The 26,925-nt window shown below is 40.1% G+C and carries 21 protein-coding genes; 14 read left to right on the forward strand and 7 right to left on the reverse strand.

The window, feature by feature from the left end:
- The first annotated feature begins 24 nt into the window (after positions 1–24).
- The 3 genes from prsT to ACMZOO_RS08225 all read left to right on the forward strand — a co-directional run bounded on the left by prsT (position 25) and on the right by ACMZOO_RS08225 (position 5,191).
- Entirely contained in the window at positions 25–2,820 is a 2,796-nt protein-coding gene (gene prsT, locus ACMZOO_RS08215) for an XrtA/PEP-CTERM system TPR-repeat protein PrsT (RefSeq protein ID WP_440906200.1), read from the forward strand.
- 108 nt (positions 2,821–2,928) lie between these two features.
- The gene (locus ACMZOO_RS08220) at positions 2,929–4,620 is read left to right on the forward strand and encodes an alpha-amylase family glycosyl hydrolase (RefSeq protein ID WP_440906201.1); all 1,692 of its coding nucleotides are present in this window, start codon (positions 2,929–2,931) and stop codon (positions 4,618–4,620) included.
- Positions 4,621–4,804: 184 nt separating this feature from the next.
- On the forward strand, positions 4,805–5,191 hold the full coding sequence (locus tag ACMZOO_RS08225; protein WP_440906202.1) for a putative quinol monooxygenase: 387 nt from the start codon (positions 4,805–4,807) through the stop codon (positions 5,189–5,191).
- A 59-nt stretch (positions 5,192–5,250) separates the two neighbouring features.
- Here the strand turns inward: ACMZOO_RS08225 and ACMZOO_RS08230 are convergent, their stop codons facing one another.
- The 4 genes from ACMZOO_RS08230 to ACMZOO_RS08245 form a co-directional block, all read right to left on the reverse strand.
- On the reverse strand, positions 5,251–5,754 hold the full coding sequence (locus ACMZOO_RS08230; protein ID WP_440906203.1) for a methylated-DNA--[protein]-cysteine S-methyltransferase: 504 nt from the start codon (positions 5,752–5,754) through the stop codon (positions 5,251–5,253).
- Between the two features lie 70 nt (positions 5,755–5,824).
- Entirely contained in the window at positions 5,825–7,480 is a 1,656-nt protein-coding gene (locus ACMZOO_RS08235; protein ID WP_440906204.1) for an alpha-keto acid decarboxylase family protein, read from the reverse strand.
- A 17-nt stretch (positions 7,481–7,497) separates the two neighbouring features.
- On the reverse strand, positions 7,498–8,331 hold the full coding sequence (locus ACMZOO_RS08240; RefSeq protein ID WP_440906205.1) for an MBL fold metallo-hydrolase: 834 nt from the start codon (positions 8,329–8,331) through the stop codon (positions 7,498–7,500).
- A gap of 93 nt (positions 8,332–8,424) precedes the next feature.
- Complete coding sequence (locus tag ACMZOO_RS08245) at positions 8,425–9,861, reverse strand: glycoside hydrolase family 15 protein (RefSeq protein ID WP_440906206.1); 1,437 nt, start codon at positions 9,859–9,861, stop codon at positions 8,425–8,427.
- 387 nt (positions 9,862–10,248) lie between these two features.
- Between ACMZOO_RS08245 and ACMZOO_RS08250 the strand changes: the two genes are divergently transcribed.
- The 6 genes from ACMZOO_RS08250 to ACMZOO_RS08275 all read left to right on the forward strand — a co-directional run bounded on the left by ACMZOO_RS08250 (position 10,249) and on the right by ACMZOO_RS08275 (position 16,975).
- Positions 10,249–12,174: a GMC family oxidoreductase gene (locus ACMZOO_RS08250; protein ID WP_440906207.1), complete on the forward strand. Its 1,926-nt coding sequence runs from the start codon at positions 10,249–10,251 to the stop codon at positions 12,172–12,174.
- Positions 12,167–13,297 carry a ferritin-like domain-containing protein gene (locus ACMZOO_RS08255; protein ID WP_440906208.1) on the forward strand — a complete coding sequence of 377 codons (1,131 nt, stop codon included), beginning with the start codon at positions 12,167–12,169 and terminating at the stop codon, positions 13,295–13,297. Before ACMZOO_RS08250 ends, ACMZOO_RS08255 begins: the two co-directional genes overlap by 8 nt.
- Positions 13,297–13,803 carry a hypothetical protein gene (locus ACMZOO_RS08260; protein ID WP_440906209.1) on the forward strand — a complete coding sequence of 169 codons (507 nt, stop codon included), beginning with the start codon at positions 13,297–13,299 and terminating at the stop codon, positions 13,801–13,803. Before ACMZOO_RS08255 ends, ACMZOO_RS08260 begins: the two co-directional genes overlap by 1 nt.
- Positions 13,804–13,827: 24 nt before the next feature.
- On the forward strand, positions 13,828–14,745 hold the full coding sequence (gene iolE, locus ACMZOO_RS08265) for a myo-inosose-2 dehydratase (RefSeq protein ID WP_440906210.1): 918 nt from the start codon (positions 13,828–13,830) through the stop codon (positions 14,743–14,745).
- Between the two features lie 26 nt (positions 14,746–14,771).
- Positions 14,772–15,806 (forward strand): sugar phosphate isomerase/epimerase family protein, encoded by a 1,035-nt coding sequence (locus tag ACMZOO_RS08270; protein ID WP_440906211.1) that lies wholly within the window; start codon positions 14,772–14,774, stop codon positions 15,804–15,806.
- 269 nt (positions 15,807–16,075) lie between these two features.
- On the forward strand, positions 16,076–16,975 hold the full coding sequence (locus tag ACMZOO_RS08275; protein WP_440906212.1) for a sialate O-acetylesterase: 900 nt from the start codon (positions 16,076–16,078) through the stop codon (positions 16,973–16,975).
- A gap of 21 nt (positions 16,976–16,996) precedes the next feature.
- On the opposite strand, the gene ACMZOO_RS08280 is transcribed toward ACMZOO_RS08275, so the two are convergent.
- Entirely contained in the window at positions 16,997–17,866 is an 870-nt protein-coding gene (locus ACMZOO_RS08280; RefSeq protein WP_440906213.1) for an AraC family transcriptional regulator, read from the reverse strand.
- A gap of 147 nt (positions 17,867–18,013) precedes the next feature.
- Between ACMZOO_RS08280 and ACMZOO_RS08285 the strand changes: the two genes are divergently transcribed.
- The 5 genes from ACMZOO_RS08285 (at position 18,014) to ACMZOO_RS08305 (ending at position 26,023) form a co-directional block, all read left to right on the forward strand.
- Positions 18,014–18,601: an N-acetyltransferase family protein gene (locus ACMZOO_RS08285; RefSeq protein WP_440906214.1), complete on the forward strand. Its 588-nt coding sequence runs from the start codon at positions 18,014–18,016 to the stop codon at positions 18,599–18,601.
- Between the two features lie 6 nt (positions 18,602–18,607).
- The gene (locus ACMZOO_RS08290) at positions 18,608–20,809 is read left to right on the forward strand and encodes a DUF5916 domain-containing protein (RefSeq protein WP_440906215.1); all 2,202 of its coding nucleotides are present in this window, start codon (positions 18,608–18,610) and stop codon (positions 20,807–20,809) included.
- A gap of 10 nt (positions 20,810–20,819) precedes the next feature.
- On the forward strand, positions 20,820–23,420 hold the full coding sequence (locus ACMZOO_RS08295) for an alpha-amylase family glycosyl hydrolase (RefSeq protein ID WP_440906216.1): 2,601 nt from the start codon (positions 20,820–20,822) through the stop codon (positions 23,418–23,420).
- Between the two features lie 73 nt (positions 23,421–23,493).
- Entirely contained in the window at positions 23,494–25,488 is a 1,995-nt protein-coding gene (locus ACMZOO_RS08300; protein ID WP_440906217.1) for a cation:proton antiporter, read from the forward strand.
- Between the two features lie 46 nt (positions 25,489–25,534).
- Positions 25,535–26,023: a GNAT family N-acetyltransferase gene (locus ACMZOO_RS08305; protein ID WP_440906218.1), complete on the forward strand. Its 489-nt coding sequence runs from the start codon at positions 25,535–25,537 to the stop codon at positions 26,021–26,023.
- 96 nt (positions 26,024–26,119) lie between these two features.
- Here ACMZOO_RS08305 and ACMZOO_RS08310 read toward each other — a convergent pair whose 3' ends face one another.
- Both ACMZOO_RS08310 and ACMZOO_RS08315 read right to left on the reverse strand, forming a co-directional pair.
- Positions 26,120–26,278, reverse strand: a complete 159-nt coding sequence (locus tag ACMZOO_RS08310; protein ID WP_440906219.1) for a hypothetical protein — start codon at positions 26,276–26,278, stop codon at positions 26,120–26,122.
- A 2-nt stretch (positions 26,279–26,280) separates the two neighbouring features.
- A complete protein-coding gene (locus tag ACMZOO_RS08315; protein ID WP_440906220.1) occupies positions 26,281–26,589 on the reverse strand; it encodes a helix-turn-helix domain-containing protein in 309 nt (102 codons plus the stop codon).
- Positions 26,590–26,925: the final 336 nt, after the last annotated feature.

Here is a 26,925-nt window from a genome sequence, read left to right on the forward strand (position 1 = left end):
AAAAGAAATTCAGGAACTTCATATATGTGGCTGAAATCCCTTGCACTTGTTGCCCTTATTTTGCCTTATTGCACTTTTGCCCAAACCAGCATTCAACTCAGCTACGAAAAAGCGCGTTCAGCCTACCAACAAAAAAATTACGATGAATCAATCATTCATATTAAAAATGTTCTACAGCAAGACTCAACAAATTTGCCCGCACAAACATTAATGGCGCAAGTCTTAACCCAAATAGGCGAATACCAAGCGGCCAATAGCTACTTTGAGCAAATAATTAACAGTGGCGTCGACTTCAGTTTGTATATTGATAGCTGGGCACAAGTATTAACTAGGCTCAAGCAATACCAACAAATTGTCGAATTTAAACCACCATCTTCGCTAAGCCATAAACAACAAGTGGATTGGCAATATGTGCGCGTAAATGCGTGTTTAAAACTGCCAGACTATGATTGTGCCAAACAGAGTTATTTACAGTTAACTAAGCTAACAAATAACCCAGTAGAGCAGCTTAACGGCTTAGCCAATATCGCCTATTTGCAACAAGACTATGCCAAAGCAGGTGAATATCTAACGCAAGCACTCGAAAAAGCGCCGAACAATGTAGCGACACTGCATTTGATGGCTTTACTCAACAAACAAGCAGGTTTACACGAAAAAGCGCTTGAGCAACTACTAGTGGCAAAATCTATCGCCCCAAAGCAACTAAGCTTGTTAAAAACTTTAGCTGATGTTTATTTAGCAAAAAATGATACCAACAATGCTAGTTTAGTTATTGAGCAAATTTTACAACTATCACCGCAAGATCCTTTCGCTATTTTAGTTAATAGCCAACTAACGCATGCGTCTGCTGAAAAATCACAGCAAGCTTTGGAGCAATTACAACAACTGGCAGAGCATGTATATGTATTGCCGGATGAAATAATAGATGAAGAGCCAACCTTATTATTGTTACGCGGTTTATTGTCTTTTACCCAAAATAAGTATCAGCAAGCCTTACGCGATTTCAGAGTACTGACAGAGCAAAAACCACAAGATATGCAAGCTGTTATGCTGCTAGCCCGCACACAACTTGCATTGAAACAACACAAAGATGCTGTCGACTTAATGGAATTGCATCAAAAAGCCTTGTTACAGTATCCAAGTTTTATTGTATTGCTTGGTGAACAATATCTAAATTCAGGCAAAACCTTTAAAGCATTAGTTCTGCTGGAAGATTTACAACAACATCACCCAGAGCAGATAGATGTGCAACTGCTGGAAATTAAAATATTACTCGCTCGCCAACAAACCGAGTTGGCGTTATCCATGTTAGATACATTAGTCGAGAAACACACCAATAGTCATTTGTTGTTTATTCACAGTGTATTGAATTTACAAGCAAAACGTTTGGACGTAGCACTTAAAAGCATCAACCAATTATTGGTACACGCGAGCAATAATGAAGATTATTTAACAACTAAAGCAGCGATACTGATACAACAAAGAGCGCTAGTTGAAGCAACTCAAATAACCCAACACACTTTAACTTTGAACGCTGAATCAATTAGTGCACGCTTTAATCTGGCGAGCATTTATTATCAGCAAAATAAATTTGAGCAGGCATTAAAAGAACTCCAGCGTATTCACCAACAGCAACCTTTGCATCAACCAACTTTAACTCTACTCGCAGAAATTGATGTAAAAGCAGGTAATTACCAACAAGCTATTGAACGTTATTTGGCCGTGTTAACGCTAGAGCCAGAAAACATTAGCGCACTTGATGGTATGTTCGGAATTTATCTGGCACAGAAGCAACTGAATGACGCAATAAAAACACTCGATAAACTGGTTTCTATTACCGCCGCAGAGCCTAAATATTTATTACAGCGAGCTTACCTATATTTAGCCGTCGGCAATCAAAAAAGTAGCGCTTTGGATAGCAAAATGCTCGCTACTAGCGCGAATGACGACCCAATTTTATTGTTAGCACTAAGCCAGTTGTATTTATCACAACAAGATATAGTCGCAGCTGAGAACAGCTTACGCAGAATTCTCGAACTGCAACCGAATCATGCAAAAGTGACTAATCAACTTATTGAACTCTTGCTCAATGACAATCAAACCGCCAAAGCAGAAACTGAGATCAACAAACAATTAAAGCTAAATGCAAACTCGGCCAGTTTATATATTTTAGCTGGCAGAATGTATGAACAAAAAGGCGAAATTGTCAATGCGGCTTTCAGCTACAAAAGAGCCTTATCATTAGACGATACATTAGAGCTCGCTTTAGCTAAGTTATACAACTTAACTCGTTTCGGTTTAGACGAAAAAATATTTACCCAACAAGTCCAGCAACTAATTGAGCAACACCCACAGCGTTATTTCCCTATTAACTTGTTAGCGCAATATTATTACTACAATCAACATTGGTCGTTAGCGGCACAGCAGTATGAAAAATTATTGCAACATCCAACTAACCCAAATAGAGCAGCTTTGTTAAATCGCCTAGCGAATATTTATATGCAGCTTGATATAGATAAAAGTCAGCTCTATATACAACAAGCTATAGAGTTGGATAAGCAAGATCAGCATATCCAAAAAACCTATGGTGTGTTGTTAGCACAGACAGGGCAAAGTACTGAAGCACTTGGCTACTTACGTAAAGCTTTTGTGAAAATGCCGAATGACCTAGATTTACGCTACCACATAGCAAAATGTTTAGCCGACTTAGGTTTAGTCAGCGAAGCGAAAGATGAATTAGGTTTTATTTTATCGCAGCAACAATCTGAACACTCAAACAAAGCACAGCTATTGTTAGATAGTATTAATAGCAATTTATAAATGAGACTTTTTAAAAGCCGTCTGCGAGTTTAGTTAATGGTTATTGGTAAGCATTAGTTCAATACTTTGCGCTGTATTGAATAAAACCAATAATCATTAGGCACACAGATGAAATTAAAACTCACTTTACTTGCAGGTGCATGCGCACTTACATTAGTTAATGCTTGCTCAAGTAACCAAACAAACACCACAGAAAATTCAACCACCAGCTTATACGGCACCTTAGAACCTTTTGCTCAAGAAGCAGTATATTTTGCGTTAACCGACCGTTTTGTTGATGGTGATAAAACGAATAACTTTCCTCAACAAGGTAAAGATTGGGGTGACGGCAGTTGGGGCACATTTAACCGCGAATTGCCCGGACCAAATGGCCAAACAGCCAATGTGGGTTATTTAGGTGGCGACTTAAAAGGTGTATTAAATAACGCGCAATACATAGCCGATTTAGGTTTTACCTCAGTGTGGCTAACGCCGATTTGGGATAACCCTGATTATGCTTTTAACGGTGGCGAAACCATCACTTTTGATGGTGGTTATAAAGATGGTGGCAAAACCGGTTATCACGGTTATTGGGCGCATAATTTTTACCAAGCAGATGAACATTTAGTTTCGCAAGATTTATCTTTCAAACAGTTTTCTGCTGGGCTTAAACAGCACAATTTAAAGTTTGTATTAGATATAGTGGGTAACCATGGTTCGCCCGCCTACTCAATGGTTGAAGAAATGCCGCAGTTTGGCAAAATTTACGATAAAAATGGCAAACTGGTTGCCGATCATCAAAACATCCACCCAAGCAAATTAGATAAAACCAATCCATTACATCAGTTTTATAATACTCACACAGGGCTCGCTCAGCTATCTGATATTGATGAAAATAACCAAGCGGCTTTTGAATATTTAACCGATGCATATTTGTATTGGATTGAGCAAGGTGTAGATGCAATTCGCATAGATACCATTCGAGAAATGCCACATCATTTTTGGTATCGCGTCAGTAATAAAATTCGCCAACGTTACCCGGATATGTTTATGTTTGGCGAAAGTTATAATTATGATGCTAACTTTATCGCCCAACATACTCGTCCTGAAAATGGCGGGGTTAGCGTATTAGATTTCCCTGGCCGTGCGGCTATCACTCAAGTTTTTGAAAATAAAGACGCAAGTTACGCAGATATTCTAAGTTACTTACATTTAACTGACGGCATTTACCAAAACCCATACGAGTTGATGACCTTTTACGACAACCATGACATGGCGCGAATGAATGCTGACGACAATGGTTTTATTGACGCAAACAACTGGTTATTCACCAGCCGCGGTATTCCGGTTATTTATTACGGCTCAGAAATTAACTTTATGACAGGTAAAGCCGAACACCAAGGCAACCGTAATTATCTCGGCCAACAAAATATAGAAAAAGCAAAAACTCACCCTATCGTACAACAATTAAAAACAATTGCACATGTGCGTAAAAATTCAATTGCGTTGCAACGGGGCTTGCAGCTGAATTTACAATTTAACCAAGACACAGCTGCGTTTTATCGAATTTATCAACACCAAGGTAAAAACCAAACTGCGTTAGTATTGCTAAATAAAAGTGATGCCAGCAAACAAATTAAATTAGATGAATTGCACAACTTAGCCACTTGGCAAAACGCTTTTACTGGCATCAAGATTGATTTATCCAAACAAGCAAACTGGCAATTTGAATTAACGCCGCATAGTGTGCAAGTGCTTTTATTGGATAGCCAATTGAGCAATCCAGAGTTAATCGAACAAGCAAAGAGATTGCAGTTGTAAGGCTGTAGATGGTCTAGCTTTTTGCTTTCTAGGGGCTGTTTATTCTTATAACTGGCTGAATTCGCCTTACTCTAAGAATAAACTACTCCCTAGAAAGGACTCTAGCTTGTTATCCCGAATTTAGCTTATATACTGAAACAGCACGGAAAAATCCCAATGCATAACCAACCTAATGGAGCTAGATATGATTGCACTCATCTCTCGATGGAAACTAAAAAACGGCTGTAGCGACGAGCTTATTCAAGCGTTAAAAGAATTAACCATTCAAGTTGAATTGAACGAACCCAACACGCTTTCTTACAATGTTCATATAAGGGCAAAACCGCCATTGGATAGTGACAACCAGCCATTAAATCCACCAGCGAAAAATATACCCAACGACTTGCAAAACGAAGTCATTTTTTACGAAAGATATGCCAGCGCCGAAGCATTTTCAGCGCATGTAACAGGTGAAATATTTAACGAATTTAGGCAAAAATATATTCACCACTTCTATCAAAGCCCTGATAAAGCCGGTTGGCCACAAACCGACAATACTTATTTAGAGCTTGAATCTGACTTCACTCGATAGATTTTTATTGATTAACAAAAGTCGTGCTTGTTGGTGTGTAGTGATAAAGTGATAAAAGCTTACTTTGCCAATAACTTTTCTTTCGCCAACAGCTGACTTTTTCGTGTTAAACCCCAGCGGTATCCAGACAAACTCCCATCTCCGCGAATAACTCTATGACATGGAATAACTACGGCGAGTTTATTGGTTGCACAAGCGCGAGCGACAGCCCTTGCTGCAGTTGGCGAGGAAATCTGCTTAGCAATTTCAGCATAACTCATTGTTTGACCAACTGGTATTTGCTGTAAAAATTGCCAAACCTGAGTTTGAAATTGAGTGCCGCGAATATCTAGTGCTAAGGTGAAATCTATTTGCGGATTATTGATAAAGGCTACAACTTTTGCTGCAACAACAGATACAGACTCATCAGCCTGCAATTGAGCCTTTGGGAAGTTAGCAGACAAGTCAGCTAATAGTTGGGCTGATTCATCACCAATAGCAATTGCACAAATGCCTTTATCTGTACTCGCCACTAATACTTGGCCCAAAAAACACTCACCGAAAGCAAATTTAATAATGCTCATAAGACTGCTCATGCAGAAAAGTTAAGAGTTAACCATTGTGCTAACTCTTAACTCAAACACAAGTGGAAAGTTATTTTTCTTTCCACCTAGCATTCTCCGGCAATGATTTTTGCGGAACTTTCACTTGAATAAGTGAAGGGCTGTTGGCATTTTCTAACGCACCTAACACAGCGGTTTCTAACTCGGCGTAGGTATTGGCTACCCAAGCTTTACAACCAAACACTTCTGCTAATTTGGCGTAATCCCATCTATGTAATACACAAGAATCGAAAAACTCTCGCTCGCTCGAAAATACTTCAGCATCGTACAGCCACTGTTCAACACCATAAACACCGTTATCCACTACAAAAATAATCGGATTTAAACCAAAACGAGTTTGGGTTGATAAACATTGTGGACTCATTTGAAAACCACCGTCACCGGAAAATACCATCACTCTTTGATGGTCTTGTTTAGCTAAGCTCATGCCGGTTGCGGCTGGGCCTATATAACCAATTGCCGAATAAGTTGGTTGTGCCAAAAAGCCTCTTGGTGCACCCACTTTAAGCAAAATGCTGCCAAAATAATTTAAGCTTGCATCACTGCCAACTAAAGTTGAATCAGTAATATATTGTTTGCTTTGAATAAATTCATACAAACCTTGATAACTTATCGCATCAGTTGGGTTTAAGGCAGCTGGAGCTTCATCCGTTGGCAAACAGTCTGGCGTAGCACAGCTTATTGCTTGATTGTTCACTTCATCAATAAACTGCCCCAACGAAACTTGAGGTACAAAATAAGTACCGTATTTAACAGTATCACCAGCCACTAGCGCCATTTTGTCGTAGTCTATAGTGCCACCTAATGAATTAATATCAGATAACCACACGCCCAAAGCTAAAATAAAATCAGATTCTGCGACTAATTTTTGCGTTGCGGCTGATGATGCTTGACCATCGTATACACCAGCAAATAACGCATCGTTTTCAGACAATAGCGCTTTGCTAATTAATTCGGTGACATAAGGCAATTTTAACTTTTTAATCAGTTGTTCAGCTTGCACATGCAAACCCATACGGTCTACTTCAGCACCTACCCAAATAATTGGCTTTTGTGCACTTTCAAGTTTTTGTTTGATGGTTTGCACTGATGCTAACAAACCAGCAGGATCAGACATAACTCTAGCTGGCTGCAATTTTCCGACTGGCGCATTGCAAGTTTGATCAACCATGTCATCCAGCAATTCAATATAAATTGGACGCTTTTCAGTAATACATTGAGTAAGCGCATAATCGATTAAATTAGGTGCTAAATCAGGATTATCAATTTTAACTGCGGCGGCTGTGATATTTTTATAAATGTTCAAATCAGTTTCGCCATTAATCATATGGTGCGAAACAAAACCTGTTTTTTGAAAGGTTAGTCGTTGTTTGATGTTAGGTGAACCGTTTATCAGCACCACAGGCGCGCGTTCAACATAAGCTCCAGCAACCGCATTTACCGCACTTAAAGTACCGGCAGAATAGGTAAAACACATAGCAGCTATGCCTTTATATCTTGCGTATGCATCAGCGGCATAACCAGCGTTTAATTCGTTAACTTCTTCAATTAACTCAATTGAGCTAGGCTCAATATAATTGTTAATCCAGTTAATTGTGTAGTCACCGGCGATAGAAAATAAATGACCTAAACCCAACTGCTCTAATCTATCTGCTAAATATTGGCCTACTGTGTATTGAGCATTCATAATTTAATCCCTCACTATTAATATTCTGGTGCGCCGTCAAACAAACGCGGAATGTAGATATCAAAAATCGCTGGGCATTCACGTTCAGGAAAACGCTGTAACATAAATTGTTTATAGGCGTCGTCTTTTAAACCATCATCTATTGCTAACTTAGCTGCGGTAAGATACTTAACATTGGCGGTAACTTCTTTTTTGTCGGCTGGAAAACCATGCCCAGGCAAGAAAATCTCATAATCTGAGGTCAGCATGTTTTCGAGTATCGCAACCCAGTGATCAATATATTTAGTTACATACAAGTGCGTGCCGCTATAAATTAAATCTTGCACTATATACACACCATAATCCGGCAGCTTCAGGGTAATTGCATAGTCAATTTCGGTATCAACTACTCGTTCAACTACATATTTAACCCCGTCGATTACATCAATGCCCGCTTTAGCAACATGCTCAGGAATAACCACTTGGGTTGGGGCTAAATCAGCACCTATTTTGGCAATATGATCTTCGCGCGATGCTTCGCCATGTTGTTTAAGAAACTCTATAGTTTCGATTGGCGCATAAATATCAACATCACTAAAAGCATCACCCAAACCAAACCAATGATCAGGATGGCGATGTGATAAATAAACTCTATCAATTGGCTTTTTCAAACTGTCGGCATATTCACGAAACTTCTTAGCGTAAGGACGTAAAAACTGCCCGTCGATTACCACTAAAGTATTGGCACTTTCAATAATATGTGTTGCATTGGCAATATTGTTGCCTTCATACGATGAAATAAAGGTATGAATACATACGTCACCTTGGCGTTTAACAACTATTTTAAATGGGTTAGTAATTGGAATCGTCATATTGGTACTCTCCGTCCATAAATGAGTGGCTTGATTAGAAAAGCTATAGCTGTAGATAAGAAAAAGGCATCCGCAGATGCCTTATTCAATTAGCTAAAAATTGAGTTCGTTACGTAAATCAATGCTGATAGCAACCGATACATAACTCCAAGTTAAATCAACCGCGCTAGTCATATAACCGTCGTACCGGCTAAATTGCTCTGAAAGCGATACATCTTCACCAGCATGAATTTGCACTCGGCGTAAATAGGCATCACCTAAAGCTTTTACCCCTTGGATAATTGTTTTAAACGCTTTGGTTTTGTTGCTAAAACTATCCCCAACATTCAACACTAATTTTGTGTCAATCAGCGCAACCGCTAAGTTAAGCTGATTAACATTGTATTGAGTAATTTGAATCGATTTCTGTGCAGCAAATAAAGCAGCCGCTTTATAACTTGTACCACTTAAACAAGCCGTGCATAAAAACCATGGATTGCCTTGGCTTAACGGCCCGCTGCCTGTGTATTTGTCTTCTGGGTAACGACCAATGCCAGGAGCAACTGGCTCGCCGCTTGCGGTTTGTTCAATTGCATTGATTGGATATAAAGGGTCAAACGCTTGATGCAGCGCATACGCAGTAGCTAAAATTTTGTCGTCATTCGGACTTAAAAACGGATGTGTTTTTGACATTGCTTGGAAAGTACCAAGCATTACCGCTACGTCTAAATCAGAATATTTATAATCTAAACCACCAACGCGGTTCAGCGTTGCCATAAAGTAACCTTTGTCTTCACTCCAAAAATCACTCATAGCATTTTCAATTAATTCAGCTTGCTGGTTATAAAAGTCAGCAGCACCTTGGTCGTTAAGCAAACTCGCTAAATCAGCACCTTCGCGTAAAGCAGTGCGCTGCAACATTCGCGTATAAAAATGGCTGCCGTCTACCTCTTCCCACAAATCAAAACAGCTGTCTTGCCAATGGTTAGCGACAAAATCTAAATCGGCTTTAATCAAACTAAATGAAGGTTCCTGACCATCGTATAGAATGCCAGTCACATATTGCTGCTCACCATTGGCTAAAAGTATGTTTGCCCAACGGGTTAGTGTTAACGCTCTTTGTGCGGGGCTATCATTTTGTGGTCGACCCCAAGGGCCACTAAAAGCTTGACCTGTTACATAAAATTTAGGTTCACCTAAACTATTACTGACCGTTGGTGTAGTCTGATTAATCTTTGAAAACTCAACGTAATCGACCATGAGTTGGTAATATTGGTCTTTGAAATTAGTTTTATCTAAGCCATTTAGCTTAGCGATTTCACTCATAGTCCGAGCGGCATCTCGTACCCAATGGTAATAATAATTTGGATTATTTCTCGAAGGTGAAGCCAAAACAGCACCACGCTCACCGTCGGCTGGTGAAATATTGGCGATCATTTTTTCTAAAACAAATTGTCTAGCTGATACAGTCCATTGATCTAAAGATTGAGCCACAATTGGGCTTGCATACTCGGTTTCCATCTTAAGCATAGTGTTGGTTTGTATAGACATAATATTTCCAAGAGAGATGAATAAATCATCAAGTTAAGATTAAGTTCTCGGAATGTCATGGTGTAAGCAGGCAGACAAGAATTATCGGTTAATCTGCCGTGCGCCTCGCAGTAACAATCCGTTGTAAGTGCGCCGAAACGCAATTGAAAGTATATACACAGATTTGACTTTTGCTGGCGCACATTGCCACTGAATAAAATATTTCATGTTAAGCCCCTGATTTAGATAGCTTTAAAAATTAAAATAAAATTTTGTTCGTAAAATTCATCAATTTCACCTTTGCTTTTAAAATTTGCTGCTACACTGAGGGTGAACAAAAAACGTTCACAAGCTTGTTAATGGAATCTATGCCTGAGTTGCTTGGGCATATAACTAAAAGGCTTTCTCATGACGCATTCAACCAGAACGATCAAACAAATCACACCAGACCAAGCTATAGAAAAATCCGCCAGTGGTGAATACCACGCTGTGATTATAGGTTCGGGGATCAGTGGCGCAATTGCAGCTAAACAACTCACAGCCAAAGGGCTAAATGTATTGGTTTTAGAGGCAGCACCAGCGAAAGATTTAACTTATAGCGGCTTTAAACAATACCTCAGTAATTATTACAGCAACGCCTCCAAAGACAACAACGCTCCTTACCCTGAAAATCCCAATGCCCCAATGCCAAGATCAACCACAATTAGTAAATTAATACCTGGCCAAACTGATGCTAAAGGTTACATGGTACAGAATGGACCTCTGGCATTAGACAGTACTTACACCCGTGTAACTGGTGGTACTACCATGCATTGGGAAGCAAAAATTTTACGCATGTTACCGGAAGATTTTTCGATAAAAAGTACCTATGGCGTGGGTTTAGATTGGCCGATTAGTTACGACGACTTAATGCCGTATTATCGAATGGCCGAGCGCGAAATAGGGGTTTCTGCTAACGTCGAAGAACAAGGTTTTTATGGGATTAAATACGAACAAGATTATGTTTATCCCATGTATGGTTTGCCGCCATCTTACCTAGACCAAGTTGTTGCCAAAGGTATTGATGGTGCTGAATTTGAGCTGTCTGGTGAAACCCATACAGTTAAAGTTCGCCCCTTTCCACAAGGGCGTAATGGCATTCCAAATCCCAATTACAATCACGGTTCAGGTTTTAAACCTGTTGGTGCTGTGAGCGCTCACCAAGTTGAACAAGGCGGCCGTTGCCAAGGCAATAACAACTGTGTACCTATTTGCCCAGTACAAGCCAAATACGATGCGCGTAAAACTTTAATGGACGCTGCCAGAACAGGTTTGATGGACTTTTTACCACAAGCAGTTGCCAGCAAAGTTGTCGTGAGTAAAGACGACAACCGCATTCGCCACATCGAATTTAAACATTACAAAACCACTCAAAGCCCCGAATACACTGAAGGAAAAGTCAGTGGTAAATTGTTTATTTTAGCGACTAACGCCATTGAAAACGCGCGTTTAATGCTTGCGTCAGGCTTACCAAGTTCCAGCGGTTTAGTTGGCAAAAATTTAATGGATCATACTTACCTGCTTACTTGGGGTTTATTACCAGAAGCAGCCGGAACTATGCGCGGCACTAAATGTACTTCAGGTATTGCCGATTTTCGACACGGTAAAAGTCGCAGCAAACAAGCAGCTTTTGGTGTGGATATTCATAACGACGGTTGGGGCTGGGCGACTGGTTCACCATTTTCAGATATTGAATATTTGGTAGATGAACAAAACAAATTTGGCCGAGATTTACGTCAAGGCGTAATCAACCGAGTGTCGAATCAATTGCTGTTTGCCTTTATGGTTGAACAAGTGGCCGACGAAAGCAACCGAGTAACTGTCGACCCTCAGTACAAAGATGCGCTCGGCAACATGCGGCCAATAGTTAATTACAATGTCTCAGATTATTCTAAAGCTGGAATTGCCTTTAGTAGCCAAGCCTCAAAAGTTTTTTATCAGCGCTTAGGCGCTGAAGACCATTCAAATTATTCGCCGCTCGATTATGGCTATTTTAATTACCAAGGTGAAGATTATTACTTCAGAGGTGGCAACCACTTTTCTGGTACTCACATCATGGGCACTAGCGCAGAAAACTCTGTAGTTAATGAAAATCAGCAATCTTGGGATCATGCCAATTTATATCTAATAGGTTCTGGCAGCATGCCAACCATAGGCACTTCCAACACCACTCTCACGCTGGCGGCGCTAGTGTTTAAAACCACTGAAGATATTATAAATAAGTTGAGCCATTATCGAATTGATTTAGGTAATGAAAGTAATACCAACACAGCCAAGGAAGCCTGCCATGAATAATCGTATAATCAATAACATAGACGACTTATATCAAATGCTGGATGCGGCCATTCAATTAGAACATGCAACCATTCCACCATACTTAACCGCCTTGTATAGCATTCATCCAGAAACCAACATAGAAGCAACTCAGGTTATTCGCGCTGTGCTGGTTGAAGAGATGTTACACATGACCTTATCAGCCAATGTACTGAACGCTTTAGGCAAACACCCAGACTTAACCGCCGAAGGTTTTGTGCCTGACTTCCCAACTTATTTGCCCGACGGCGAAAAAGACTTTCAAGTTTCAATTGATAAATTTTCGCCTGATACCTTAGATACATTTTTAAATATCGAACGTCCTTCGAAACAACCACCCGATTGTGGCTGCACCGAATTAAAAGGCTGTATTGTTCGCAGCAATCACCATAAATTTCAATTAAAAGCAGTTAAACCCCTTAAATCCGCCACTTATAGTTTTTATAGCATTGGTGATTTTTACGATGCAATTATCGAAGGCATAGAGTATTTAGAAGAACAAGCGCAGCAACAAGGTAAAACCATATTTATTGGAGATGTTAAGTTCCAAGTTTCCAACAAATATTATTATTCGGGTGGCGGCAATGTAGTTGTGGTAACAGATAAAGATTCGGCAATACAAGCGTTAGATTTAATCAAAGACCAAGGTGAGGGTCATTGCCAGCAAATCTTCGATCCACAAGGAGAAATTGCCCATTACTACCGTTTTGAACAATTGAAACTTGGCCAGTTTTATCAACTAGGAGATGAACCCGGTAAACCAACTGGCGAAAAGTTTGCAGTAGATTACAAAGCGGTTTATCCGGTTAAACAAAATCCTAAAATGAAAGATTTCCCCCAAGAATCATTGTTATATCAAGCAGCACAAAAATTTAACTACAGCTACTTTGGATTTTTAGGTTTAGTTAACCAAGCTTTTCGAGGTCAGCAAGATCTTTTGCTTGGCGCTGTTTGTGACATGTTCAGATTAAAAGAACATGCAACCCAGCTTATTCGCAACCCTATTCCGAATGACCCCAACCATAATGGTGGGCCGACTTTTGAAATGTTTTATGCAACCCAAGCAAAAACACAAAACAAAACAACTGAAGCGGAGGCCGTCTGATGGAACAGCAAGCAGATCAAATTAAACACTTTATTGAGTTATCTGGTGCGTTAACCGACTTTAACGAATTTGCCCTAAACGGCACAGGCCAAGTTGCAGCCTATTATCAAACTTTAGTTGATATTGTTGGCCAAGAATTAGTTGACAACTTGCTGTCAACTTATTGTTCTATCTATGAAATATCAATTAATGAACAAATGTTTTTAGATGGTTTAAGAAAACAAATACTCGGCGATTTAAAACTAGGGCCAGTGGCACGCAACATTATCAAACTCTGGTACACAGGCACTTGGTATCAATTACCCAACACATGGCGCCAAGCTTATGGCAAAAGTGAAAACGACATCACCTTTTTTGTCAGCTCAGCTTCCTACATGGAAGGTTTACTCTGGCACGCAATTGATGCCAACCCTTCCGGTGCCAAAGGCCCAGGTTATGGCTCTTGGAGCCAACCACCAAACATCAACTTCGATAACGCTTGGCAATTTAAAGCCAATTATCAATAACCCCCAACAAACAGGAAGTTTCTCATGAACAAACAAACTATGTTTCCAACCGGCACAATTCAATTTGGTATCACGCCGACAGGCTGGGTAAATGATGACTTTCCCGATATCGATATTGGTATTCCATTTGGGCAAATTGTCAGTGAAATGGCACTTGCAGGATTTGCTGGCTGTAGCCGCGGGCATAAATACCCAACCGACACAGCTGAACTAAAACGCGAACTCGACATGCGCGATTTAAAAATGTCTGAGCCTTGGGTGAGTACCTACTTCACCATTAACGATATGTACGAAGAAACCCTAGCAAACTTTGAAAAAGAAATTAAGTTTTTACAAGAAATGCAAAGCGGTGATTTAGTACTTGCCGAATTGGGTGGTTCGTCGCACCAACAACCTATTGCACTTGTACCAAACGCACCAAAGTTTAATGACGACCAATGGAAGCGTTTAGCCAATGGACTAAATGAACTCGGCCATAAAGCCAACTGCCAAGGCATAAAAATGTGTTACCACCACCATATGGGCACAGGTGTTATGACCACAGACGAAATTGCGCGTTTGGCAGAAATGACTGATCCAGACTGCGTATGTATGTGTTTAGACACAGGCCACCTACATTTTGCTGGCGGCAACTGTTTAGACTTTATCGAATCGTACAGCGACCGAATCAAACATGTGCATTTAAAAAATATTCGCCAAGATGTAATGGACTACAGCTTAGCCAACAACCTATCGTTTAAAGAGTCTATTTTACAAGGGGTGTTCACTGTACCGGGCGATCCAGACGGTTGTTTAGACTTTAAAGAAATTCTAGAAGCATTAGCCAACAAAAATTATGCAGGTTGGTTAGTGGTTGAAGCCGAACAAGACCCAGCAAAAGCCACGCCTTTATTGTATGCGCAAATGGCACGCAAATACCTTAAAGAGATAACTGGCTTATAAATTCCAACGGATAGGAGTAACAACAGATGCAACAGCATACTGAACTCTATTTTAGTTTTTTTATGTTTGGCTCCAATTTTTCGATTGAAGACCAAAACTTTTTAGACCAATCCATGGAGCATATTCAAAAGCTAGTTGATATGGGTTATACAGGTTTTGAGTTTCATCCCGGTCGAGAAGACACCACAGCATATGCTTTTCCAACATATGCAGATGAACTCAACGCTTATATCGCCTTTCGACAACGCATGGATGATGCAGGTTTTGCCAACATCAAGGTTGCAACCAATGTAGGTGCAACACCTGATTGTGATCCAAGCTCATCCAACCCAGCAATACGTGCAGCAGGCATTGAATACCTAAAATCCCGCATAGATATCACTGCCGCTTTAGGTGGTGAAATAATGATGGGGCCTATGGTTATTCCGTACGGCGGGTATGTATTTAGCGCACCCAATGGTCAGCCAGTTTGGAGCGACAAACTACAAGACGAACTAGAGCTGAGATACGCCAATGCCCAAGCTTGTTTTGTTGAACTTGGAAAATACGCGCAAACCAAAGGGGTGAAACTGGCAATTGAACCCATAAGCCATTGGGAAACACCAGGGCCAAACAAACTTGCACAACTCATATCATTTTTAAATGGTATTGAAGACCCAACTGTTGGTGTTGTATTAGACAGTGCGCAAGAAACCTTAGACGGTGACGGCCCTGAACTATATAAACAACAAATTAAACATATAGCCGACCAAGGCCGTTTGCATTATGCCCAAGCCTCACCACCGGATAGAGGTGAACTAGTCAATAGCTGGTTACCTTGGGAAGGCATATTCACCCCAATATTAGAAAGATTCAACGGCCCATTTGCAGTAGAGATATTTAACGCAGTTGGCGCTTTTGATAATGGCCTGCGTCTAACTCGGCGCAAATATTGGATACCAGGTGTGGATGAGCCAAACGAATACCCAGACGCCTACCAAGTCGCCCAACAAGCTTATGAAATAACCCAATGTAAGTTAAATAACATTAGGTTGGCTGTTGGGGATAAGGTTAAAAACTGATTACCGATTGAAGGGGCTTTGCCCCTTTTACACACTTGGAAGTGAGTTGATACACCAATAATTCGTATAACCCACAACAAATGAGACTTTTTAAAAGCTATCTGCGAATTTATCTTATGTCTAATAAACTGCAAAAGTTTAATACTTAAATCATTCTAATCTGCGGCAGTAACACAGCCATTGTTTACGGAAAGACCTTTAGATAAAACAAATCCGACTATACTGACTAGATAGTCAATTAATAACCAGTTACAGCACTTAGGTGATTTATGCACAAGTACCTTTTAATTTTACTGCTAGCTTTAACCAGCCACAGTGTCGTCAGCAAAGAATACATGCTCTTCTTTTTGGGGGGCCAATCAAATATGGATGGCTACGGCTACAATTCAGAGCTGCCAAACGAGCTAGTGAAAGAACAAAATGTGATGATTTTTCATGGTAATGGCGTTTTGGACAATCAAAAAAATGGTGGTATCGGGTTATGGACAAAAATGAAACCAGGTCACGGTACTGGTTTTAAAAATGATGGAAACAAGAATTTTTATACAGATAGATTTGGCGCTGAGCTCACTTTCGCCGCCCAGTTAACAGCCGCATTTCCAAACAAAAATATAGCTATTATCAAGTATTCAGTTGGAGGCACAGGGATACACATCAACACAGGTTTTGGCAACTGGTCGCCTGACTTTAGACAAGGCCAAGGGCTTAACCAATACGATTTTGCGTTAAACACTATTAACAATGCTTATAGTGACCGCGATATTGATAATGATGGTAAACCAGATAGATTAATTCCCGCTGGTATCATTTGGATGCAAGGCGAAGCAGATGCACACACAAGCTCAGAGTCAGCTAAAGCGTATCTACATAATTTAACAAGATTAATGTCACTATTAAGAGCGGCATTGCGAAAAGACGATATTCCCATCGTCATAGGAAAAATTACCGATTCTCAATTAGGTGAAGAGGACATAATGCCTTATATCAAGATTGTTCATCAAGCCCAACAAGCTTTTGTTGAACAAGACATTTGTGCTGCATATATGACCAACACCCAAAACTATGCATATAGCGCAAAAGACCCTTGGCATTACCTAACTCCAGGTTATATCGCTATGGGCAAAGACTTTGCCAATTCGTATATCTCGCTTAGTAAAAAATGTAACTAGTGGGCAATACACGAATAGGCTTTAATTTTCCACCAGCCCCCTATACTGGCTCGGTGATACTTTCATCCATTGTTTAAAACGAGTGGAAAAATTAAACGGGTTGTCGTAACCAACTAAATCAGCAATTTGTTGAATTGATAACTGGGTGGTTTTTAATAACAACCCAGCTTTTTGCATGCGTATTTGGGTTATTTTTTGTAGTGGTGAACAAGCAAAAGTTTGCTGGCATAATCTAAATAAATGCGCGCGCGAATAATTACACTGCTGGCACATGCGCTCTACAGTCCACTTTTGTTCAGGTTGCAACGCCACTTGCCTAAACAAAGCTTGTACACGTTTTACGTTTAAATCGACCACTTCGTCTAATTGCTGCAACTGACGCTTTAATAAAATATAAATTTGCTGCGCATAAGTTTGATGCATTTGTTGCGACAGCACATCATCGGCAAAACGCTCCTGCAACATGCCTTGCAAAATTTTCACGCATTGCTGACCTACATCGTCGTAAATTGCAGTTGATGAGCGAATTAACTTAATTTGCTGAGGGAATGATTGCCAAAAACCACCTGCGGGTAAAATAAACCAGACAGTTTGCCAGCCTTGATGCAAACAAGCTTTAAAATTGAACGGGCTACCAGCAGGGATAAACAAAGCGTCACCTGTGTTTATATAGTCAAATTCGGGATAGTCTGCATGCCATACCCCACGGCCTTTCACAGTAAATACAACCAAATGCTGTTGTGGCAAAGTGCGCGCTACATGGTAGTCGCCTTCCAATACTGACAAACCGCCCATATAAATTTGCCAGCTTTTTAACGCAGCAAATTCATCGTCCGCTAAATAATGTTCTACGCAGCGCTGACCAAGCTGAATAATATCGCCATTTTGCATCTAACCATTCCCACTTTGTTGTGTAGAAAGAATGATACCAATTCAAAGGCATTAGATAACTAACAAGATGGGCTGCTGCATTCGTATTCAATAACATAGTTGCAACATATAAAAGTAGAATTGTATGTCCAAACTGGAAAACACCTTATGCACGCAACCATATTTAGCAATCAACAAGGCGAACGTTTTGTATTTCGCCAACTACATCAACAGGACACTGTTGAGCTAGCGCATTTTTTTGCCGGCTTGTCTGATGCAACGCGCAGTCGTTATGCACCACATCCAATGACTGCGGCGTATGCACATACTTTATGCTCTGACGAAAAGTTGATATCCACTCGATATGTAATCTGTACAGCCAAACATAACAAAATTATTGGTTATCTGATTTTGGATAATTATTCAGCCGAGTCTTATCCAGAAGACGCAGCTCGCTACCAAAATTACCAACTCACCTTAAGCGCCAACAGCAAGGTATTTGCCCCTTGCATTACGGACGATTATCAAAGCAAAAACATCGCCAGTGCGGTTATGCCAGCACTTATTCAGCAAGCTCAATTGTTAGGTACAGATCAGATAATTTTAATGGGCGGAACACAAAAAACTAACGTTCAAGCCGTACGTTTTTACCAAAAAGCGGGTTTTCTTGAGCTCGGTCAATTCACCACTTTAGACAAAAATCAGCAGCCACTGGACAACCTTGATATGGCATTAACCTTAGCGGTAAGAGACTAATTTTTCATGTATCAAAAACTAATAAAAACAATCACTTTAATCTTAGCTGCTGGCGTGTTTAGTACATCAGCTATTGCCAATACAATCAGCATCCCAAACTTGTCTGAGCAAATAGTATTGGACGGTCAATTAAACGAAAGTGTTTGGCAACAAGCCGCCGTGTTTCAACTAAATTATGTAACTTTTCCGTACGACAATACGCAAGCGCCAGTAACAACCACAGCATATGTATTTCATGATGCACATTATTTATATGTGGGTTTTAAAGCCAATGATCCCAACCCAGCACAAATTCGTTCGCATTTAAAAGACAGAGATCTTGTTTGGGATGACGATTTAGTTGGATTTAAACTCGATACCTACAACAATGCTAAATTTGCTTATCAGTTTTTTGTTAACCCAGATTCAGTGCAAATTGATTCATTAGAAAACGAATTTGATAAATCAACAGCAGATGACTGGAATGCTATTTGGCAAGCAAAAACCCAGCTAACAGAGTTAGGATATAGCGCAGAATTTAAAATCCCATTTGATCAGCTGAGTTTTGCCGACAGCAAGCAACTGAAAAACTGGCAAATAGAGTTTATTCGTAAATACCCGCGCAACGTTCACTATCAAATATCCAATGTTAAAAAAGACAAAAACCAAGAATGTGTATTGTGCCAAATGCAAAGTATCAGCGGTTTTGAACAAGCAACCACTGCCAGCCAATTTTTATTTACCCCAACTCTTTCGGCGATCAGCCAAAAGCAGCGCCAACGCTTCGACCCAGAGCAATGGCAGTCAGACGATCAAGTAGAAATTGGCGCAGATTTAAACTGGCAAATTAGCTCGAACAGCAGATTAACCGCGACGATTAATCCAGATTTTTCACAAGTGGAAGCAGACAGCGCGCAGCTAGATATCAACAGTACATACGCCTTGTATTTTGATGAAAAACGCCGTTTTTTTGTTGAAAACAGCGACCAATTCGGCAGCTTATTTAATTTATTGCATACACGTAACATTGCCAAACCAGAAGCTGGGGTTAAGTTTGTCAGCCGCAGTCAACAACATAGTTTTGCCACACTGTTAACTAACGACGAATCAACTTTGGTTCAGCTACCCGGCACCTTGGGTTCAAGCATTGTTGAATACCAACAAAAAAGCACTAACGCCGCGGCTCGTTATCGCTTTGATAGCAGCGAAGATTTTAGCATAGGTGCATTTGCAACCTCACGACAAAGCGATGATTACCATAACCACGTAGTAGCGCTAGACAGCAAATATAGCTTAACCGACAGCACCACAATTGAAGGGCAATTTGTTTGGTCTGACACTCAGTATCCAGATGTTTTTGAGCAAACCTCACCGGGCAGTGGCGAAGCTTGGCAAATCAAGCTTAATCATAATCAGCGCAACTTTTGGTTTAATGCAGAGTACCAACAAGTCGCAGAAGATTTTCGTGCCGATTTAGGCCAAGTAAACAGTGTTAATCGTAAATATCAAAAAGTACGAGCGGGTTACGTTGAGTATTTTGCCAACTCAGCTTGGAGCCAGTTTGAATTTTGGGCGGGCGGCGAAAAGAAAAGCACGCTCGATAACCAGCCAATTGAAGACAATGTTGAAATTCAATTTAACTTTAAAGGCCCTAAACAATCGCGCATTAGCACAGGTGCGGGCATTCAACACAAAGTCGGGCGATATTTAGACCAAGGTATGTTTAATACCAATTTTGCCTTCTTTTATGGCGAAATGAACCTAACCCCAAGTGTATTTAGCAGCGTACTTTTGCTGCGAGCCAATGCAGTCGACTATTTTAATAATCGCCAAGGCGACAAATGGCAAGTACAGCCAATTGTGAAGTGGAATGTAAACAAACACCTCAACATTCAACTCACTCATACATACGAAAATATGGACTCTGGCAGTAACGACTTATACCTAGTGAACTTGTCGGATTTACGCGTTAGCTACCAATATAACCACAGCCATAAAAGCAAACTGTCGGTGGTTTACAACAACCTCAAACAAAATATTCAGCAACAAGAGTTCAATTATCTACAGCACAATCAATCAGTGTCAGCTAAATTTATTCATAGCTGGAGATTTGATGCATTTACCGCAGCGCACTTTGGTTTTTCAATCAATATGCTGGATGACTCTGTATTACAAGGTTTTACCACCCAGCAAAAAGCTGCATTTTTTAAAGTGAGTTACACTTTTTAGGATTTAACCCATGCCCTTAATCAATAAAAACAGACTAACAACCTTAAGCATAACAAGTTTGTTAACTCTAACTTGCAGCAGTTTTGCCAACGAACAACTTGGGCCATTGCATGTGCCCTCACCTGACTGGCGTGAACAAGTGATCTATTTTTTGATGATTGACAGATTTAACGACGGTAACCCAACAAACAATGATCAAGGCGTTGGTGTTTATCAACCGGGGGCTGCAAGTAAATACAACGGTGGTGATATTCAAGGTATTACTCAGCAACTCGATTATTTACAAAACTTAGGCATAACCGCCGTGTGGACAACCCCACATGTTGCCAACCAATGGTACGACCCAATTGCGCAGTACTGGGGTTATCACGGTTATTGGGCGCGCGACTTTGATAAAGTCGACGAACACTATGGTACTTTGACCGATTACCAAAATTTATCACGTAGTTTGCACAAACGTGGCATGTACTTAATTCAAGATATTGTGGTTAATCACACAGGTAATTTCTTTACTTATCAAGGTGAATACAACCCAAATAACCCACAACAAAACTTTGTGCTTAATCAACAATCTATTCCTACGGCTAAACCTGAACAGTTCCCGTTTAATTTGAATAACGCATTACTCGATAGTGAATTTAAGCAAAACATTTACCATTGGACACCGGCTATTAGCTCGGTGAACGACCCCTACCAAGTTAAACATTATCAGTCTGCCGATTTAGACGACTTAAATACCCAAAACCCACATGTGCGTCACGCACTAAAACAAAGTTATGGTGACTGGGTAAAAAATGCAGGCGTTGATGCTTTTAGAATAGACACAGCCAAATATGTAGACGCCGAATTTTATAACGACTTTATTCACGCTGATGACGGAGTAAAAGCCATTGCCAAAACCACAGGGCGCGATGATTTTTTTACCTTTGGCGAAATATTTAATACGTCACTGCCCTACCAAGATGATGGTGAACAAACAATCAAAAAATACTTAAGCGACGACACAACAAAACGTATCGACGCACCAATTAACTTTCCACTCTACAAAGAAATTGAAAACATTTTTGCCGGAGGTAAACCAACCGCGCAACTCAGTTACCGTTTAGCGCTTGCGCAAAAAGTTTATGCAGACACTGGCAAGTTAGTGAATTTTATCGACAATCATGACGTAGTGCGTTTTTTACAAGCTGGTAATATCGACGGATTTAAACAAGCTTATGTTTTATTGTTTACCACGCCGGGTATTCCAGTTATTTACCAAGGTGATGAACAAGCACACGTGCTTGCGCGCCAAACCATGTTTGCTGGTGGCTATGGCTCAGAAGTCAGCCAATTTAATCCCAACTCTGAAATGTATAAACACATTCAAACTTTGGCAAAATTACGTAATCAGTCGAAAGTATTTACCCATGGCAAGTTGAACATATTAGCTGATAGCGAATTTGGTGCGGGTGTATTTGCTTACCAACAAAGTTATCAAGGTCAATCGGCTTATGTGTTGATGAATACTGCCAATGAGCCAGTATTACTCAGCCAAATCAATACCTCGTTAAACCCTCAAACACAGGCAAAACTGCTGTTTAGTTTAAATTTAACCAAAGCCGAATCTTTAACTAATAGTCAAGGTTTTACCGGAGTATTACCAGCGCGCTCGGTCGCTGTTTTTTACGCAGAAAAAGGCGTAACAGCCAATAAACAGACTAAACAAAACAAGCAGAATAATTGGATAACAAGCAACAAAATTGCCAAAGAGTTTGTTAATCAAAACCAAGCTAGCATCAGTGGTCAAGTGAGCCAAGCGAATGCAAAATTGTTGCGCGTAATAGACGGCCGTTTAAGTAATGCCAAAGCATTTACCGCAGATAAAAATGGAGCTTGGCAAGTTGACCTACCAGTGAATGATTTAGGCAGTTACCCACATTCTGTTGAAATATATTCACCAGAATTGAATATCAGCAGCGAAAAGCAGTTATATAAGGTTAGTTATCAACAAGGCAAACAAATCACCCAACAAGATCCAACTGGGGATGACAAAGGGTCAGCCAATCAATACCAATTAGCCGGTTATCAACAAAATGCCTGTTATCTGGATATTCAATCGGCCAGCGCTAAATACGCAGGTAAGAACTTACAACTAACACTCACTATGTGTGATATCTCGACTGATTGGGCGCCACCAAATGGTATGGATCACCTAGCCTTAACTGTGTTTATTGATTTAGCTAATAAAACAGGCGCTACCGCACTACCCAAATTAAATGCAACTATGCCAGCCGGATTAAATTGGAATTTAGCTAATAGTCTATTCGGTTGGGGCAATTATATTTTTACCAATACAGGTTCGTCGGCAGAGCAAGATGGTGAAAAGTTTAGTTACGCGCCAGACATTCAAGTAGATAAACAAGCAAAAACCATTACCTTAACCTATCGCGGCGAGTTTTTAGATGTTGAGCAATGGCAAGGTAGTCGCATTTATGTAACTACTTGGGATAAAGATGAAAAAGGCGAATATCGCCAAGTATCAAATCAAGCTTCTGAGTGGAGTTTTAGCCTAAAAACAGCTTCAGAAGTTAAAAGCAAAATAGCCGACGATATATTGCTTAAGTTGTAATTTTATCGTGATTTAGCTCTACAAGCATAACAAGTGCTACACTTTGCTCAGAACGCAAATTGAAGGACTTATTATGCTTGAGCATGTTGGTGTGCAAATACTGCTATTTGTTAGTGTTACTTTATTGGTTGGTGTCAGTTTGCGCCATTTGCTTAAACAAGTAGCACTGCCTTACACAGTCGCACTTTTGTTAGTAGGTATTTTATTTGGCTTAATCTACCGCTTCGACCAAGCAGACATGCCCGACGTGTATAACCATACTGTGCAATTAGTTGCGGATATAGACCCACATTTAATTCTGTTTTTATTTTTACCCACACTGATATTTGAATCCGCCCACTCAATTCAAACGCATTTATTTAAACGTGCTTTTAGCCAAATAGCACTGCTGGCAGTGCCGGGTTTAATTATCTGCACCGTATTAACCGCAGCTTTTGTTAAATATCTATTCCCGTGGGACTGGAGCTGGCCAACCTGTTTAATGTTTGGTGCGCTGATAAGCGCCACCGACCCAGTTGCAGTAGTTGCCTTACTCAAAGAACTCAGTTCACGTAAACGTTTAGAAACCCTAATTGAAGGTGAATCACTGTTAAACGACGGTACAGCCATAGTATTATTTACCCTGTTTTATAGCATGTTAACTGCAAGCCATAGCGCCGCAGTAAGCCCCTTGCATGTAATTGGCGATTTCACTTGGGTAGTCAGCTTTGGTTTTGTAATAGGTTTAGCTGGCGGTTGGTTAATGATTTTATGGCTAGGTCGAATATTTAACGATCCACTAATCGAAATAACCTCATCTATCGCCACCGCCTATTTAGTTTTTTATCTGGCCGAAGGGGTATTTCATGTATCCGGTGTGGTTGCGGTTGTTACGTTAGGCATATTGCTCGCAGCACAAGGTCGCACGCGCATTTCCGCTGAAGTTAAACACTTCTTACATCAATTTTGGGAGTTAATGGCCTACCTAGCCAATACTCTTATTTTTGTATTGGTTGGCATTATAGTCGCGGTAAAAATTCGTTTAGACGATCTGCAAGCATGGTTAATGTTGGCCGTTTTATATTTGGCGATATTGGTTATACGTGGTTTCTCAATTGTTGCTTTATCGCCCTTGTTAAAACATATGGGCCTAGGTTTAAGCAACGACAAATCAATTGTGCTGATTTGGGGTGGACTGCGCGGCGCAGTTGCGTTAGCGCTAGCATTATCTGTGGTGCAAAGTGAACATATTCCCAAAGCAGTTGGTGAACAAATTCTGTTTTTAACCGCAGGCATAGTGGTATTAACCATAGTCATTAATGGTGGCACCATTCGTTTATTATTAGAAAAACTTGGCCTAAATAAATTACCCGAAGCCAAACAAAAAACCGTAGATAAAGCCGAGCTACATATTCAACTTAGCCTACAAAAAGAAATAGAAAAACTGCGTAAAGATGAAAATTTTGAAGCAGCAGATTGGTCAGTTATTTTGCAGCATGAGCACATTAATAAACTGATAACCGAAGAAGAAATAGACCATTTAACCAATGACGAACACGAACTGATTGTTGCATATAAACGACGTATTTTAGAGTCAGAAAAACGCTTTTACTGGCAACAGTTCGACCAAGGCATGTTAAGTATAAAAGCTGTGCAAATGCTCAATGACGCAGTTGAGCAAGCGCTGGATGGTGAACCGAAAATTTATCCTAGAAAAGAAATTTATATAGAACCAATAGACGGCAGTAATTTCGAACTGACTTTTTATATTGCGCATAGTTTTATTCAAGCACAAAAAACCAACTGGCGACATTTAAGCGACTTAGAAACACCCAAACATATCTACCATGTAATAGCGCAAGAGCTTGAGCAAAACATACAACAAATGCAGCATTATTTGCACGCGATTAATCAGTTTGAACCAGAACGAGTACAACAAATTCAAACCCTGCTCGCCACCCGCGTGTTATTAAATAAACGCCGGCATAAAATTGAAGACTTAGCCGAACAAGGTGTACTAGAACCCGCTGAATCAGAAAAGTTATTGGCGGATATAGACGAGCAAATTCATAAGCTGGTGTTGGGGTGATTAGTGCTCAAGCAACTGCAGAAATTTATAAAAAATAAGGATACAAATGAAACTGGAATTCCGCCCCGTTAATTTAGAAAAAAACCTACAGCACAGCATAAAATTTAGACAAGATACTTGGCTAGTCAGCTATGGCAACTTAGATGGGTACTCTGAAAAAGACACAATCAACTGGTTTGAAAAACTAGCTGCAAGTAACCCCTTTGGGTTTATTCATATTTGGCTGGACGATGCGTTAATTGGCCAATTGGAATTTAACTGCCAATTGCTAGATGATAAACAAAAGCCTTTTGTTTATATAAACCTTTTCTACCTAATTGATGCATACAGAGGCAAAAACGCAGCGAATGTGATTCACGAATACGTCATGCAGCAAGCCGCCACCAATCAATGTGAATATGCACTATTGCGTTATATTCCCGGCAATATTCGCGCAGAGAAATTCTATCTAAAACATGCTTGGAACAAGGTTGGAGAAGTAGACCCGATGCGCGGTCAATTAATGCGCAGAGAGTTACCCCCCTCATTTTCTTGAATATTGGTGAAAGACGGAATAGCAAAAAGAACCATTTGATTTGGGTTACCCCTTCAGCAACAGGTAATTTATTAAGTGCAATATAAGTGAATCGTGTTAAACCGTAATCCTTGGTATTTCAGCAGCTTGCGCCTTTAAGTACTGAGATTTTTCTAATATGTGTTTAGCCAATCTATCAAAGTGTTGAATACCAATGGTTTCATCGCCATACATGACATTGAGTTGATAGGCTGAAGGTTGATCTTTAGAAACCACGGCTACACCCATTCACTTTCAGTAGTTATTGAATGAGCCGTTTCTGTTCGCGAGTCAGAGTTAATTAACATGTTAGTGGTTAATTTAATGCCCAAACCATTTAATACAGAGAACATGGCCGCCAATGTGCAATTGGCGTTACCATTTTCAAGACGAGATAATGTGTTAATGCCAATACCACACAAAGCAGCACAGTCAGCCATTTTTATGCCTAGTTTTGTACGTTTAGCTTTGATCAATTGACCCAATACTTCCGCATTATTAATAAACTCCGTATTAGGTAGGTCAGAAACAGTAACCTTCTTTGCCATATTTGCTTACCTATAAAAACAAGAGAGATGAATAATTAATCACCAGATATAGTGATTATAGATGCAACGAAGCATTATTCAATTAAATTAACCGATAACGGTGAATTAATTAGGTGAGTTGTGTATTCGACATTTATTCACCGACAAAGGTGAATAATGGATATTCAACCTAAAAAGGCTGTACTTTCCTAATCCACTCTTACACATCGGTTAAGCGCAACGCTGCGTAATAACATCATAGTGATCACAGTTTCCTTAATTGTGTAGTTCACGCTAACCACCAAAACAATCTGCAGGCTGTATTTGTAAATAACAACTTACAGGTTGTTATTTATA

The organism is Catenovulum sp. SX2 (genome assembly GCF_052056295.1).
Taxonomy (GTDB): domain Bacteria; phylum Pseudomonadota; class Gammaproteobacteria; order Enterobacterales; family Alteromonadaceae; genus Catenovulum.

Coding starts and splice junctions, on each gene's coding strand:
- ACMZOO_RS08285 (WP_440906214.1), top strand. CDS start 18,014: ATGCACGCAACCATATTTAGCAATCAACAAGGCGAACGTTTTGTATTT.
- ACMZOO_RS08315 (WP_440906220.1), bottom strand. CDS start 26,589: ATGGCAAAGAAGGTTACTGTTTCTGACCTACCTAATACGGAGTTTATT.
- ACMZOO_RS08225 (WP_440906202.1), top strand. CDS start 4,805: ATGATTGCACTCATCTCTCGATGGAAACTAAAAAACGGCTGTAGCGAC.
- ACMZOO_RS08240 (WP_440906205.1), bottom strand. CDS start 8,331: ATGACGATTCCAATTACTAACCCATTTAAAATAGTTGTTAAACGCCAA.
- ACMZOO_RS08255 (WP_440906208.1), top strand. CDS start 12,167: ATGAATAATCGTATAATCAATAACATAGACGACTTATATCAAATGCTG.
- ACMZOO_RS08260 (WP_440906209.1), top strand. CDS start 13,297: ATGGAACAGCAAGCAGATCAAATTAAACACTTTATTGAGTTATCTGGT.
- ACMZOO_RS08305 (WP_440906218.1), top strand. CDS start 25,535: ATGAAACTGGAATTCCGCCCCGTTAATTTAGAAAAAAACCTACAGCAC.
- ACMZOO_RS08290 (WP_440906215.1), top strand. CDS start 18,608: ATGTATCAAAAACTAATAAAAACAATCACTTTAATCTTAGCTGCTGGC.
- prsT (WP_440906200.1), top strand. CDS start 25: ATGTGGCTGAAATCCCTTGCACTTGTTGCCCTTATTTTGCCTTATTGC.
- ACMZOO_RS08235 (WP_440906204.1), bottom strand. CDS start 7,480: ATGAATGCTCAATACACAGTAGGCCAATATTTAGCAGATAGATTAGAG.
- ACMZOO_RS08280 (WP_440906213.1), bottom strand. CDS start 17,866: ATGCAAAATGGCGATATTATTCAGCTTGGTCAGCGCTGCGTAGAACAT.
- ACMZOO_RS08230 (WP_440906203.1), bottom strand. CDS start 5,754: ATGAGCATTATTAAATTTGCTTTCGGTGAGTGTTTTTTGGGCCAAGTA.
- ACMZOO_RS08220 (WP_440906201.1), top strand. CDS start 2,929: ATGAAATTAAAACTCACTTTACTTGCAGGTGCATGCGCACTTACATTA.
- ACMZOO_RS08245 (WP_440906206.1), bottom strand. CDS start 9,861: ATGTCTATACAAACCAACACTATGCTTAAGATGGAAACCGAGTATGCA.
- iolE (WP_440906210.1), top strand. CDS start 13,828: ATGAACAAACAAACTATGTTTCCAACCGGCACAATTCAATTTGGTATC.
- ACMZOO_RS08250 (WP_440906207.1), top strand. CDS start 10,249: ATGACGCATTCAACCAGAACGATCAAACAAATCACACCAGACCAAGCT.
- ACMZOO_RS08300 (WP_440906217.1), top strand. CDS start 23,494: ATGCTTGAGCATGTTGGTGTGCAAATACTGCTATTTGTTAGTGTTACT.
- ACMZOO_RS08270 (WP_440906211.1), top strand. CDS start 14,772: ATGCAACAGCATACTGAACTCTATTTTAGTTTTTTTATGTTTGGCTCC.
- ACMZOO_RS08275 (WP_440906212.1), top strand. CDS start 16,076: ATGCACAAGTACCTTTTAATTTTACTGCTAGCTTTAACCAGCCACAGT.
- ACMZOO_RS08295 (WP_440906216.1), top strand. CDS start 20,820: ATGCCCTTAATCAATAAAAACAGACTAACAACCTTAAGCATAACAAGT.